Annotated in this window: 9 protein-coding genes; 6 read left to right on the top strand and 3 right to left on the bottom strand. The window is 35.5% G+C overall.

Annotated elements, in window-relative coordinates; all coding sequences use genetic code 11:
* The first annotated feature begins 141 nt into the window (after positions 1-141).
* Positions 142-2,196: a methyl-accepting chemotaxis protein gene (locus NSQ89_RS04655; RefSeq protein WP_095257837.1), complete on the top strand. Its 2,055-nt coding sequence runs from the start codon at positions 142-144 to the stop codon at positions 2,194-2,196.
* A 168-nt stretch (positions 2,197-2,364) separates the two neighbouring features.
* On the opposite strand, the gene ggt is transcribed toward NSQ89_RS04655, so the two are convergent.
* From ggt to gdhA, 3 genes are all read right to left on the bottom strand, one after another.
* Positions 2,365-3,945: a gamma-glutamyltransferase gene (ggt, locus tag NSQ89_RS04650; protein ID WP_341132305.1), complete on the bottom strand. Its 1,581-nt coding sequence runs from the start codon at positions 3,943-3,945 to the stop codon at positions 2,365-2,367.
* Positions 3,942-5,174: an MFS transporter gene (locus NSQ89_RS04645; protein WP_341132304.1), complete on the bottom strand. Its 1,233-nt coding sequence runs from the start codon at positions 5,172-5,174 to the stop codon at positions 3,942-3,944. The genes ggt and NSQ89_RS04645 overlap by 4 nt, the downstream gene beginning before the upstream one ends.
* A 350-nt stretch (positions 5,175-5,524) precedes the next feature.
* On the bottom strand, positions 5,525-6,907 hold the full coding sequence (gene gdhA / locus NSQ89_RS04640) for an NADP-specific glutamate dehydrogenase (protein ID WP_061800233.1): 1,383 nt from the start codon (positions 6,905-6,907) through the stop codon (positions 5,525-5,527).
* Positions 6,908-7,054: 147 nt separating this feature from the next.
* On the opposite strand from gdhA, the gene NSQ89_RS04635 reads away from it, so the two are divergent.
* From NSQ89_RS04635 to NSQ89_RS04615, 5 genes are all read left to right on the top strand, one after another.
* The gene (locus NSQ89_RS04635) at positions 7,055-7,966 is read left to right on the top strand and encodes a LysR family transcriptional regulator (RefSeq protein WP_016204111.1); all 912 of its coding nucleotides are present in this window, start codon (positions 7,055-7,057) and stop codon (positions 7,964-7,966) included.
* A 458-nt stretch (positions 7,967-8,424) separates the two neighbouring features.
* Entirely contained in the window at positions 8,425-10,176 is a 1,752-nt protein-coding gene (locus NSQ89_RS04630; RefSeq protein WP_341132303.1) for a cache domain-containing sensor histidine kinase, read from the top strand.
* Between the two features lie 51 nt (positions 10,177-10,227).
* Complete coding sequence (locus NSQ89_RS04625; protein ID WP_047941439.1) at positions 10,228-11,385, top strand: response regulator transcription factor; 1,158 nt, start codon at positions 10,228-10,230, stop codon at positions 11,383-11,385.
* A gap of 46 nt (positions 11,386-11,431) precedes the next feature.
* Positions 11,432-12,718: an ABC transporter substrate-binding protein gene (locus tag NSQ89_RS04620; protein ID WP_341132302.1), complete on the top strand. Its 1,287-nt coding sequence runs from the start codon at positions 11,432-11,434 to the stop codon at positions 12,716-12,718.
* A 300-nt stretch (positions 12,719-13,018) separates the two neighbouring features.
* On the top strand, positions 13,019-14,485 hold the full coding sequence (locus NSQ89_RS04615; RefSeq protein ID WP_095257843.1) for a glycoside hydrolase family 68 protein: 1,467 nt from the start codon (positions 13,019-13,021) through the stop codon (positions 14,483-14,485).
* The last annotated feature ends 90 nt before the right edge of the window (positions 14,486-14,575 follow it).

Genomic DNA, 14,575 nt, shown 5'->3' with positions numbered 1-14,575 from the left:
CCAAATGGTCATTTCTTAATAGGAAAACTATGCCTTCGAGATTAATAGATTAATTCTGCAGCCATTCCATCAATCTTTTAATTGAATATCAGCAAAACAACTTAATAGTTTTATTGTCAAAGAAGAAAGGAATTTTCAACGATGAGAAACAAAGAAAAGACAACTCGCAAAAAATCAATACGTGTTAAATTAATCGGAATTATTGGTCTTACCCTATTAATTACTATCCTAGGATCTTCTTCTCTCTACTATGGTTATTCTAACAATACTTTAAAAAATGTTTATAAAGAAGAAAACGAAGCATCTGCCGTTAGTTCAGCTAAAAGCATCCAAATCTTTTTAAGTAAACATGAAAAATCAGTAGAAGAGCTTTCTTTACATATTGCCAGTTTGTATGACGATAAAGGAGAAAATGAAACGATTCTTCAATTGTTAGAGAATACAAAGTCTCATGATGAATCACTAGTTGCTGCTTATTTTATTGATGCTGAATCAGGCAGAATGGATATTGCTCCATGGGTTGATTTTGGGAATGCATTAGATACGAGAGCATTTAAAGAAACAAAAGAAGCAGATACAACCCACTGGATGGAAGTTTACAAAGATAATGTTACAGGCGATATGATGACTTCCGTTATCACACCAGTAAAAAAGAATGGTCAGCTTATTGGGGTATTAGGATACGATATTTCATTAGATGCTATTGGTGATTTAAGAGAGCAGTTACAAAAAGGAAAAGAAAATAAATTATTGGTTTTGGATAATCAAGGGGTTGTAGTCACTTCCTTCTTGGACGCAAATGGAAAAAATCTTTCCATTCAACAGAGTGGAAAAATTAAAGATGTAGAAGATGTAGTGAAAGATAAAGCAGCCTTTAAAAGAGAATTTAATTGGGTAGACTCCTTATACGATAAAGATACAGTGGATACAACTGCATCCTTTGAAGGTACTTCTTATCAAGTAAATTCTTCAACGATTGAAGAGACTGGTTGGAAAGTGGTTTCAGTGACAGCAGATAGTGTGATTTCCAAGAAATTAAAAGGTATTACATGGATTGGATTAGGCACTAGTGCAGGTGGTTTAATCATTGGTATCATAATTGCTTACTACCTTTCCAAAATGATTCTTAACTATTTACGCAAATTTAATGAAGCAACAGAAAAAGCTTCCAAAGGGGATTTAACCGTTTCTTTGGCTATTAATAGCGATGATGAAATCGGTGAATTTTCTAAAAATTTTAATACGATGTTAGTAAATATTCGACATATGACGAAAAAAATCCAAACTGATTTTTCTAAAGTGAAGGAGACTTCCCAAAGTTTAACTGAAATTGCTTCTCAAAATAGTGCTTCCATTGCAGAAGTTACAAGCTCAATAGAAGAAATAGCTACTGCCAATAGCCAGCAATCTTCAGAAGTTGAAAAAGGCTCCATGGCCATTCAAGAGTTAAATGAAACAATTAATCGATTGGTGGCACAATCAAAAAGTATGGAATTTTCCCTGCAAGATGCCCATCAAGAAGTGGGGTCTGGAAGAACAAATGTAACAAACTTAGAAAGTTCGTATCAAAATTTAGAAAGCTCATTATCAAAGGTTGCTTTCATTGTTAATGATTTAAGTGATAAATCTAAAAACATCTCCCAAGTTACTGAGGTTATTAAGCAAATTTCTGAACAGACTAACTTACTATCTTTAAATGCAAGTATCGAGGCTGCACGTGCTGGTGAACACGGACGTGGTTTTGCAGTAGTAGCAAATGAAGTACGAAATTTAGCAGAACAATCGAAGGAATCTGCTGAACATATTCAAAATATTATTTACTCTGTTATCCAAGATACTGCTCAAGCTGTAACAATGATGAAGGAAACAAATACGATTAGTGAACAGCAAAAAGATGCGGTAAATAACGTTACTGATTCCATTAATCAAATCACTAATTCTTTAGAAAAAATTGTGGAAGATATTCAAGTAGCGAATCATGCAATCCATGAAATCGATGTGCAAAAAGATGTGGTAGGTGGCATGATTAATGAAATCTCTGCTTCCTCAGAAGAAACAACTGCTTCTACAGAAGTAATCTTATCTTCTATGGAAGAACAATCTGCTTCTACAGATGAAGTGAAACAATATGCTGATTCTCTCACTACATTGATTGAGACAACAGAAGCTGAAATAGCAAGGTTCAAAACAGAATAAAAAGAAAGGATGCCGAGATCAAAACGGCATCCTTTCTTTTTTATCCTATAATTTCGCAACCTATCCTAGCGATCATAACAAGATTTTACTATAAAAAATAAGATCAATAAAATTCAAAGTTTTCCTTCTAAACTCTAAGTTCACTCTTAGTCATAAACTCTTGATTACTTATTTTCCTATGGCAGCTCCATCACTTCTTGGGTCGACACCACCATATAAAAATCCTTGTTCATCGATCAAAATAGCATTTGCATGCCCCATAATTCCGTCAAATGCTTCTACTCGGTTTACGGTATGACCAGCCTTTTGCAGCTTTTCCAAAACATTTGCCGAAATACGGTTTTCTATTTTTAGCTCTTCGGTTTTTTCTCCCCATGTACGCCCCCATACAAACCGTGGCTCACTTATTGCTCTTTGGGGATCAAGTCCATAGTCAAGCATTCTCGTAATCATCAAAGTTTGAGTCTGCGGCTGGCCTTCCCCGCCTTGTGTACCATACAACACATATGGTTTATTCTCTTTAAAAGCCATGGCAGGCATCAAAGTATGGAATGTCCGCTTATTTGGCTCCAATGTATTGACATGATCAGGATCAAGTGAGAAAAATGACCCTCTATTTTGCATAGTAATCCCCGTATCTCCTGCAACCACACCAGAACCAAATTCAAAATATAGACTTTGAATAAAAGAAACAGCATTCCCATCTTTATCCACAACAGCGGCATGGGCTGTATCGCTTCCAACAGGGCGCGAAGTATAATCTGCTGTATATTCTAATGAGATGGAATCCGCCATCTCCTTTGCATACTTTTTGCTTAATAGCTGCTCTAATGGAATGTCATGAAATGTCGGATCTGTCAGATGCTCATTCCGGTCTTGAAAGCTTCGTTTCACTGCTTCTATTATTAGCTGATAATATTCATAGGATTCATACGGAATGGATGAAAAATCGAAATTTTCTAATATATTTAAAATCATGAGTCCCACAAAGCCTTGTGAATTGGGAGGAGCCTGATACATAGTATAAGAGCGATAGGTACTAGCAAGCGGTTCACTCCATTCCCCTTTATGTGCGGCAAAATCTGCTATTGTTAAATAGCTGCCTTTTTTCTGCAAACCAGAAATAATTCTGTTGGCCAGTTCTCCTTTATAAAAATCATCTCTTCCATTCGCTCCTAATTGTTTTAACGTGTTCGCTAAATTCTTTTGCACAAACCGAGAAAATTTTTCTGGAACCTTTCCATCTGGCAGAAAAACAGCCGCAGTTTCTTCTATATTTCTTAAAAGTCCCTCATTTTTCACCGTATTTTCATATTGATCATTAGAAAGAGGAAATCCCTTTTCTGCATATTCAATAGCAGGCTGTAAGACTTCTGCAAGAGTCATGCTTCCATATTCTTTTAAGATAGCATCCCAGCTATCCACCATGCCAGGAACAGTTAGAACACTTTCTATTCCTCGAAAAGGAATGCTCTCTTTTCCCTTAAACATTTCTCTTGTAACAGCCGCTCCTGACTTCCCACTTCCATTATAAGTACGCACTTTCCCTGTCTTTTCCTTATAAGTCAGCCAAAAAGAATCTCCCCCAAGACCAGTCATATGCGGATATACTACAGCTAAGCAAGCACTCACAGCAACAGCAGCATCAAATGCATTGCCTCCCTTTTGGAGAATTTGTTCACCTGCTTGTGAAGCTAAATAATGTGGACTTACAATCATTGATTCTGTGCCTACTATTACTTTATTCAACTTACTATTTCCTCCTTAAGTCCAACATTAATCGCTGCTTTATTGTCTTCTTTCCCTTTATCGCTTGTAAATATAAACAATATGGCACCAATGATTAATAACCCGCCGGCTAGATAAAATCCGAATTCTAGACTGCCAGTTTTATCAGCGAAATACCCCGTAATATATGGCGCAAATATAGAAGAAAGCATCCCGCTAAAGTTAAAGAATCCATAAACTCTTGAATACATAGACTTTGGAGTAATATCTGCCATATATGAAATTAATACTGGATCCAGCGCTAATTTTCCAAGCAAACCATATAAACATAATCCGACAATCAGCAAGGAATAATTGTCTGTATTAGGAATTGCAAATTGACAAATTGCTCCAGCTAATGCCAGCGCGATAATGAGCGGCTTTTTACTTTTAATGCGATCAGACAAGAAGCCAAATAGAATGGCACCTGGAATGGAAGCCCAAGGCACTAAAGAAGAAATAATCCCAGTTTGGGAGGCCTCAATGTCTCTTGCTGTTTGTAAGTAATAAGGAAGCCATGTCAGCATACCGAAAAAACCATATAAGGAACAAAAGATTAAGATATATACAAAAATATGATTTTTAGTGAAAATTTTCTTCATCTCGACTTTTTCATATTCAGATTCTACTTTCTTCTCCTTATGTGAATTGTCACGAACAAATATGCCTATTAAAATAGCAACCAAAACGGTAGGGATTGCAAAAACATAAAACGGAAACTGCCAGCCTTTATTTAATGTGTAGGTAAAATAACTGGACGACATAAATCCTAACGAAATACCAAAAGCCATTCCACTGTTAATAATGGCTGATACTAAGCCGCGATATTTCTTTGGGGTTATCGTAGAAGAGATACCATACTGTGAACCATAATAAGTACCTTCTCCTAAACCAGTAATTGCTCTCATAATTAAAAACATCGCAAACGTCGTGGAAGCACCACTTAAATAGGTACCAACGCCAAAAACGATAAAGCCAATTACTAACACCTTTACTCGCCCAAATTTATCTGCCAAAAAGCCAGTAGGGATTTGCATAAAAGCATAGGCAGCAAAAAATACTGTAGCCATTAACCCTAGTTCGGTTTGGTTTAAGTTCCATTCTTCTCCAATGCTTCCCATGACTGGTGATAGAATATTACGATCTGCATACATAAATACCCAGCCTAAAAAGAATAAAAAGATAACAAGGATAGGATGTGATTTTTTCATATTGCAATCTCCTTTTCTGAATGTTGGGACAATTGTAACATGAGTAAAATAATAAAATCTGTTTCTTGTCAGAAAGTCTCACACGATTTTTTCAATAAGAAAAAATTTTCAATTAAAACCTTTCGTATTGTTGTAATAATAATAGCAATCAATTCCATAAAGTTCTCCATAGAGACTTATAGGTTTTCAAACGAAAATGAAAACAATAAGTTTATGTAGATTTTCCTCTCTCCTAAAGAACCAACATATAAATCCTTATCCAAGTAGGATTTTTCAATAAAAAAAGAGAAGCAGCAACATACTGATTCTCTCCTCTAAACTCTATAAAATAACATTCTATGTGAAATTTCTTATATAATCCCTTGTTCTATCATAGCATCCGCTACTTTAATGAAACCTGCTATATTAGCACCTGCAACTAGGTTTCCTTTCGCTGCATACTCCTCAGATGCTTGGATACTTTTACTATAAATATTTTTCATAATTGCTTGTAACTTCTTGTCTACCTCTTCTTGCGTCCAAGCTATTCGTGCACTATTTTGGGCCATTTCTAAAGCGGAGACTGCCACCCCGCCTGCATTTGCTGCTTTGGCAGGTGCAAATAATACTTTATGCTCGATAAAGGTATCGACTGCTTCAAGAGTAGAAGGCATATTTGCCCCCTCGCCTATTGCTTTTACTCCATTGGCAATTAATTTTTCAGCTGATTCTTTATTCAGTTCATTTTGTGTTGCACATGGCAGGGCAATATCACATGGAATCGTCCAAATACCTGTGTATCCTTCTTCGTAGATAGCATCAGGATGTCTATTCACATATTCATAGATTCTTTTGTTTTCCACTTCTTTTAATTGTTTCACCGTATCAAGGTTTATTCCATTTGGATCATACACATAACCGCCGGAATCGCTGCAAGCAATCACTTTAGCCCCTAACTGTATCGCTTTCTCCATCGCATAAATCGATACATTACCCGAGCCAGAAACTACTACCGTATTGTCTTCAAAACCTAGTCCCTGACTTTTCAGCATTTCTTCCACAAAGTACACTAAGCCATATCCAGTTGCTTCTTTTCTCCCTAAGCTTCCACCATATCCGATTCCTTTTCCAGTTAAGACACCTGCTTCATAAGCACCTTTTAATCGTTTATATTGTCCAAACATATAGCCAATTTCTCTTGCTCCTACTCCGATATCTCCAGCAGGCACATCGATATCCGGACCGATATGCTTACTAAGTTCAGTCATAAAGCTTTGACAAAAACGCATTATTTCGAAATCAGACTTCCCCTTCGGATCAAAGTCAGAACCGCCCTTTCCGCCGCCTATGGGCTGACCGGTTAATGAGTTTTTAAAGATTTGCTCAAATCCAAGAAATTTAATAATACTGGCATTAACAGAAGAATGAAATCTTAGTCCTCCTTTATATGGTCCAATTGCATTATTAAATTGGACACGATAGCCGCGGTTTACTTTTATATTTCCATTATCGTCTACCCAAGGGACTTTAAAGCTAATTAGTCGATCTGGCTCAAGCATTCTTTCTAATACAGCATGTTTAATATATGTTGGATTTTTTTCAAGTACAGGAACTAAAGAATCGAGGACTTCTTTAACTGCCTGCTGGAACTCCTTTTCGTGAGGATTACGTTCTTTCACTTGATTTATTAATTGATTAATGTAATCTTTCACCGTTTGCGTTTGAAATTCTTCTTTTTTATCCAGCACTTTCATCCTTTTTCAGCCCCTATAATAAATTAATGTTAGAATATTCTCTTTTCTAAAAGTTGTTTTTATTTTATAATTTTATAATTAATAGGTACAATACTAATTTCGGATTGAATTCATGCGTTAAACGCATGAATGGAAAAGAGTGCAGACATGGAAATAAGACAAATACAGTATTTTTTGGAAGCTGCCAAAAGGGAACATATTACAGAAGCTGCCGATGCTTTGCATGTGGCCCAATCCTCTGTAAGTCGACAAATTTTCAATTTAGAAGCAGAATTAGGGGTCGAGCTTTTTATCCGTGAAGGAAGAAGCGTGAAGTTAACACCCCTTGGAAGAGTTTTTTTTGAGCGAATGAAACAAATATGGAGTATGATGGAAGACGCCAAAAGAGAAGTGGAGGAATCCCTTGATCCGGAAAAAGGGACAGTTAGAATTGCCTTTCCTATCAGCATGGCTGCTCATACGCTTCCCTCTATCATCTATTCTTTTCGTACCCGATATCCAGAAGCAAAATTCCATATGAGCAACGCCCTGTATTATGACCTTATCGATGGAGTTATTAATGGAGAATTTAATTTGGCAATGATTGCGCCAATGCCAAACCGAGAAAAGGAGGATAAAATTAACGGTGCTACATTATTTACAGAAAATATTGTTGCCCTACTTCCTCTTCATCATCCATTGAGCAATCAAAAAGAGTTACAGCTAAAAGATTTAAAGAATGATCCCTTCTGTGTCTTACCAGAAGGATTCGTATTCAGGGACCAAGTGGTTAAAGCATGTCATGATGCAGGATTTTCTCCACAGATTGCATTTGAAGGAAAAGACATAGATGCACTGAAAGGATTAGTATCTGCCGGGTTAGGAGTAGCCTTGATGCCAGAAATGACATTGGTGGATAACACACCACGTTCTACTTGCGTCATTCCCCTTTCAGATGTTAATCTGACGAGAACCGTTGGGGTTATTTATCCAAGTCATCGCAAACTACTTCCAACAGAATCACTATTTTACCAATTTCTCTTAGAGACATACGAAAGATTGAATGAGTTTAAAAAGTAAACAGCCAAAAAGGGTGTCAAAGCATATCAGCTGTGACACTCTTTTTACATTAAATCAGCAATTAACATCCCAAAATGCAAACGGAAGATGCTCCTTAGTTATCCAATCTCATAAATGAACATTTAATTTTCCTTATTTTGACTTGAATGTAACGAAATAATAGATAGTATGACAATATTTAATGATAATTACCTAAATTTCGTAATGAAGATATAGTCCCTAGTGCCATCGATTCAATTTTGTTCTTTTTGTTATCGCTTCCACTATCATTAGTAAGCGATGCCATTCAGCGGTTTAATGGATAAAACGCCAAAAATATCTCCTAGCTTTCTTTCCATCTATGTATATTGACTTATTTGTAAAAAAAGATTTAGATTTAAAGAAATGGTTTATTGAGTACTACTAAATTTTTTTAAGGCTAGATAATGATATTAATGGAAAGAAAGGAACTTCTTAATATGAAAAGCATTCAAAGCCGTTTATTTTTTATGCTTCTTGCTTTCATTATCCTGCCCTATTTTTTAACGGTTTTAATTATTTATGGATATACAAAGGATAGTGTCGAACAGCATGAACTGCAAAACAGCAAAGAACAATTAGATAAATTATCCAAAGAACTAGAACAATATTTTAACGATATGATTAACCTTCCCTATATTTTATATAGAAATCCAGACTTTTTTCGGATTTTCACTAATGGCTATGAAGATTCCATTTATTTTAATCCAATTGCTATGGAAGAAAATATTGAAACTTTTTTCCTGATGCGTTCCGAAATCCGCCAAATTCGTTTTTATTTGGATAAGAATAAAGAATCATTCACTATTTATAATGGGATGATCAGCGCAAGAAAACCGCAAAATGATTTTATGAAGCTAGACTCCATGCAAGAGCTAATTCATTCAAATTCACGTTTTTTAATAGAGCCTCCCCATACGATTGGAAACTATAATAATGCCGCGATTATACCTGAATCAGACAAAACAGAGGTTATGACTATCCATCATAAAATACTGGATCCTCTATCCAAAGAATTTCTTGGGGTTATTACAATTGATATGGATCTAGACAAGTATGCACAGATTTGCAGGAATCTATTACAGGATAAAGGTGATTCCATTTATCTTCTTAATGAACATGATATTGTAATGTATACAAATGTTCATTCCCTAATAGGAAAAACAGCAGATGAGAAATTCCTTCATGCCAGCCAGGATAAAAGCAATGATATTATCTTATCTAAAACATTATCAAAACCACTTCATCAGTGGAAAATCGTAAAGGTGACACCTAGTGATAGATTATTTTATGATGCTAGACAAACCGCTTACACTAACATACTGGTTGGGATAGGGGTGGGGGTACTAGGACTATTAATGATCAGCATCCTTGCCTATTATATATCACGTCCTATTAAAGTGCTCAGCCAAAAGGTGCTTTCTATTAAAGGAGGAAATTTAAATATTCCTTTTACCGACAACCGCGAAGACGAAATTGGTCATCTAGAAAAGCATATGAAAGAAATGTTGGAGCGTATAAATCTCCATATTGATCGGGAATACAAATTGGAGATTGAGAATAGAAAAAATCAATTACGAGCACTTAAATCTCAAGTGAATCCTCACTTTCTATTTAATGCTCTTCAATCCATTGGAGCAGTTGCGCTGCAAAATAACTCTCCTAAAATCTATCAGCTTGTAACATCCTTATCAAAAATGATGAGATACTCTATCCGAGCAGATCAGTGGGTTCTAATTCGTGAAGAACTGGATTATATAAAAGCATACTTAACACTGCAACGGGAACGTTTTGGCAGTAAGCTAAACTACTCTATTCAGATAAGTGAAGCAATCCAAGGGATAAAAATCCCTAGTATGATACTCCAACCACTTGTAGAGAACTACTTTAAACATTGCTATGAACAAGGCTATTTTGATTCTTCTTTAAACATAACAGGCGAAATTAAAGAGGATTTTTTATATCTAATTGTTGAAAATGACTACTCAAGTTTATCAGCAGAAGAGCTGGAGACTTTAAGGAGTAATATCTATCGTGCTCCTTATGCTGGCGAATTTTCTCACGAGCATATTGGTTTAAAAAATATACATGACCGTCTTCTTCTAAACTACGAATCAAAAGCAGGTTTAGAGATAGCTACAAACGAGAGACAAGGATTTATCGTAAAGCTATATATCCCGATGCAAAATTAATATAGAGGTTTCATCATTGCGAACCATTCTTTTCGAGGAGGCTCATTCAATTTGAAAGTTCTTATTATAGACGACGAAATTAATGTACGATATGTTATTCGCTATATTGGTGAATGGAAAAAACACGGAATTACGACCATCTTAGAAGCTAGCAATGGAGAAGAAGCAATAAAAATCATCAAAAAACAAAAACCGGAAATTATCTTTACAGATGTGAAGATGCCGAAAATGAATGGAATAGAAATAATTGAGTGGCTAGATTCCATTTCCTATCCTGGTAAGGTTATTCTGATTACAGGATTTGACGATTATACCTATATGCGAAAAGCAATCCAGTGCAGCAGCTTTGATTATTTATTAAAACCGATTGAAGCTGAATCTTTAAACAATACTCTATCAAAAGCAGTACAATCATGGATAACCGAGAATAAAGATGCAGGTGTTTTAGAAGACGCCAAAAGACTGCGCTTGAATCAATTGGCTACACAAGCCTGTATGGGAGAAGAATTTGACTTAATAGAGCTTGCTTCTAGTCTTCCCGATACAGTTGAGTATGAACTAACGCTTATTTCTTTTTATCAGATGCACCATTCTGAGCCATATATCCAATTACTTGCCGATCAACTTATCGAAAAAGGAATAGGAAATGCTTTTACCCTTCAACATGATCATAGCCTTTGCTTAGTAATTACCACTAGCCAACAATGGCTGTCTGTTGAAGAATGGATTATTCAGCAATTCGATATCCCTATCCGAATCGTAAATGGAATGTCCCTTCTATCGTTAGGAAAAATCCATGAGTCTTATCAATCGATGCAAAAGGCAGTGGAAGAACAAAATTACCGGACGATTCACCGTTTAAATGATATAGACGATGCCAAGCGAATGCAGGATATTGTTTCATATGTGGATACTTATTATATGGAAGAATTAAGTTTAGAAAAACTTTCTAATCGATTTTTCTTAAGTCGCGAGCATATCTCTAGAAAATTCAAACAGCAAACAGGCATGCCTTTATCCAAATATATTATGAAGCTGAGAATCGAGAGAGCTAAATACTTGCTTCGGGAAAAAGATGAAAACATTTATGCAATTGCTTTATTACTCGGTTATCAAGATGAAAAGTACTTTTCAAAATTATTTAAAAAAATGGTTGGTTTAACGCCATTTGAGTACAGAAACTGTCAGAAAACGTTGGACGCAAAGTAGATACACCATCAATAATAAATGAGAGTGAAATAGCAGGAGTGAAATTATGACAAAGTGGACATTCACATGGCTTATTGCAGGATTGTTGATTGTTGCACTTTCAGCTTGTCAGCCAAAATCAGAAGAAGACTCAAGCGAAAGAAAAACAGCCGATGAACGCATCACACTAACTATCCGAAATCCAAAAGTAGAAATTTCTACCCAATTTGAAGAAATGGTGATGGCATATGAACGCGAACATCCAAATATAGATATTCAGGTTCACACTGTAGGTGGTGCTGCTGATGATCTTGCTGATTTGAAAGCCCAAATTGCAGCGGATAATGGTCCTGATATTTTTACAAATACTGGGTATGACAATGTGAAAATATGGAGTGACTATTTAGAAGATCTTTCCGATCAACCATGGATTCCTCATGCGTACAAAGACACCTTGAAACCAGTAACAATGGATGGCAAAGTGTATGGAATGCCCCTTAATATCGAAGGATATGGATTCATATATAACAAAGATTTATTTCATAAGGCAGGAATTCATACGCTTCCTAGAACATTATCTGAGTTACAGGCTACAGCACAAACATTAGAAGAATCCGGTATTACGCCCTTTGCAACTGGATATTATGAAGAATGGAAGCTTGGCGATCATCTCTTAAATATTGCATTTGCACAACAAGATGATCCTGAAGCATTTATTGACCAACTAAACAAAGGAACCACAAAAATTACGAACAATCAAAAATTCTTAGATATTATTTCTTTACTTGATACTACCATCAAATATGGAAACCACAATCCCCTAACAACAGACTATAATACAGAAGTTGATCTCTTCGCTTCGGGAAAAGCTGCGATGATTCAACAAGGCAATTGGATTCAGCCAATGATTGATCAGCAATCTCCGAACATGAACATTGGATTTCTGCCGATTCCTATTAACGAGGAACCAGCTGATGCAATCACTGTTAACGTTTCTAATTATTGGGTAGTAAACAAGCAATCATCTGCTGAAAAGAAGAAAGCAGCCAAAAATTTTCTAAACTGGATGGTATTTTCAGAGCAAGGAAAGTCCTTTATGACGGAACAATTTAAATTCATTCCAGCTTTTGACCATATAGAGGCACACCATCTAGGACCGCTTGCAAAGGAAATTATGAACTACTATCAGACAGGAAAAACCCTTAGAGCCAACTGGTTTGCCTTTCCTAATAGTGCACGAGAAGAATTTGGATTAGCTATGCAATTATACGTGGGCAAACAGCTAAATCGAGATCAATTGCTGCAGGAATTTCAAAAATCTTGGGAAAAGGCTGCCGCTTCATCTTCCCACTAATTCCCGCCTTCTAATCGCTCCCTTTTGCAGGGAGCGATTTTTTGGTTTTACAAGAAATCATTCTCTCTATTTGAAATAAGGAAGAAGGTCCCGTTCTTCTATTATATCCTCTAGTATATTCGATTTATCTTATATCAATATAAGACTAGATTTCTATCAATCTATGCCATATGCGCAGAAACCAGATTAACCTATAATTTTATTAGAAACACGGTGTATTTGCTGCTTTGTTTTTATAAATCAGCAGTTCTACCCTGTCCTTATCTTTTGTTTCATCTAACACATTCTAGGAGGTAAACCATGAAATTGAACAAGCTTGCTAAACAAGCAACAGTCGTATCATTGGGTGCAGCTATTTTATTTGGAGGTAGTGGGTCTCTAGCTTTTGCAAAGCAAAAAGAAAAGTTAGACCACAAAGAATCTTATGATATTTCACATATCACTCGATTCGATATGGAAAAAATGACGGAACAACAAAACGATTCTAAATTTAAAGTGCCAGCTTTTGATGAATCAACGATTAAAAACATCCCTTCAGCAAAGGGCTATGATGAAAAAGGTAATTTAATTGATTTAGATGTCTGGGATACATGGCCGTTACAAAATGCAGATGGAACAGTTGCAGAATATAATGGCTATCAAATTGTATTTGGATTAGCTGGAGATCCAGATAGAGGATGGGATACATTTATTTACATGTTCTATAAAAAAATTGGTGATAATTCCATTGATGCATGGAAAAATGCAGGAAGAGTATTTAAAGACAGCGATAAATATGCTTCCAATGATGTTATTTTAAACAATCAAGCAGAAGAATGGTCTGGTTCAGCAACTTTCACTTCTGATGGCAAAATCCGCTTATTCTATACGAATCGTCAAGGCTGGGATCCTGATCATGGATTTTTTGGAAAACAAACATTAACTACTGCCCAAGTTAATGTATCTAAACTAGATGCAAATACATTAAAAATTGATGGTGTGGAAGATCATAAATCCATCTATGATGGTGGAGATGGATCTGTATATCAAACAGTTGATCAAGCTTTTTCAGGTGGAAATTATGCAGATAACCATACATTAAGAGATCCTCACTACGTTGAAGACAATGGACATAAATATCTTGTATTTGAAGCTAATACAGGAACAGATTATGGCTATCAAGGAGAAGAATCATTATTTAATAAAATCTATTATGGGGGCAGCACTAAATTTTTCAGAACAGAAAAAGAGCAGTTATTACAAAGCCCGAAAAAGAATTTAGCAACACTAGCAAATGGTGCATTAGGAATCATTGAGATTAATGATGATTACACACTAAAAAAAGAAATGAAGCCGTTAATTGCTTCCAACACTGTTACAGATGAAATTGAACGTGCGAATATCTTCGAAAAAGACGGAAAATGGTATCTATTTACAAGTTCTAGAGGATCAAAAATGACTATTGATGGCATTAACGACAAAGATATTTACCTATTAGGATATGTAGCTAATTCTATTACTGGACCATATAAACCTTTAAACAAAACAGGTATTGTCTTACATCAAAATCTAGATCCAAATGATATTACATGGAACTACGCTCATTTTGCGATTCCACAAAAGAACAGTGACAATGTAGTTGTCACAAGCTATATGACAAACAGGGGATTATTTGAAGATCATCAATCCACTTTTGCTCCAAGCTTTTTATTAAATATTAAAGGCAATAAAACTTCTGTAGTAAAAAATAGCATTTTAGAACAAGGTCAAATCACTATAAATAAATAAAAAAACGAGGTTGGGATAAAAGTATTTCAATTTAATATAACCCGAACAATTATACATTCATACTAAAAAGGATTCGTATAATTGTTTGGA

Source organism: Niallia sp. FSL R7-0648 (assembly GCF_038007005.1).
Taxonomy (GTDB): domain Bacteria; phylum Bacillota; class Bacilli; order Bacillales; family Cytobacillaceae; genus Niallia; species Niallia circulans.
This window is presented reverse-complemented; position numbering and strand designations above follow the sequence as displayed.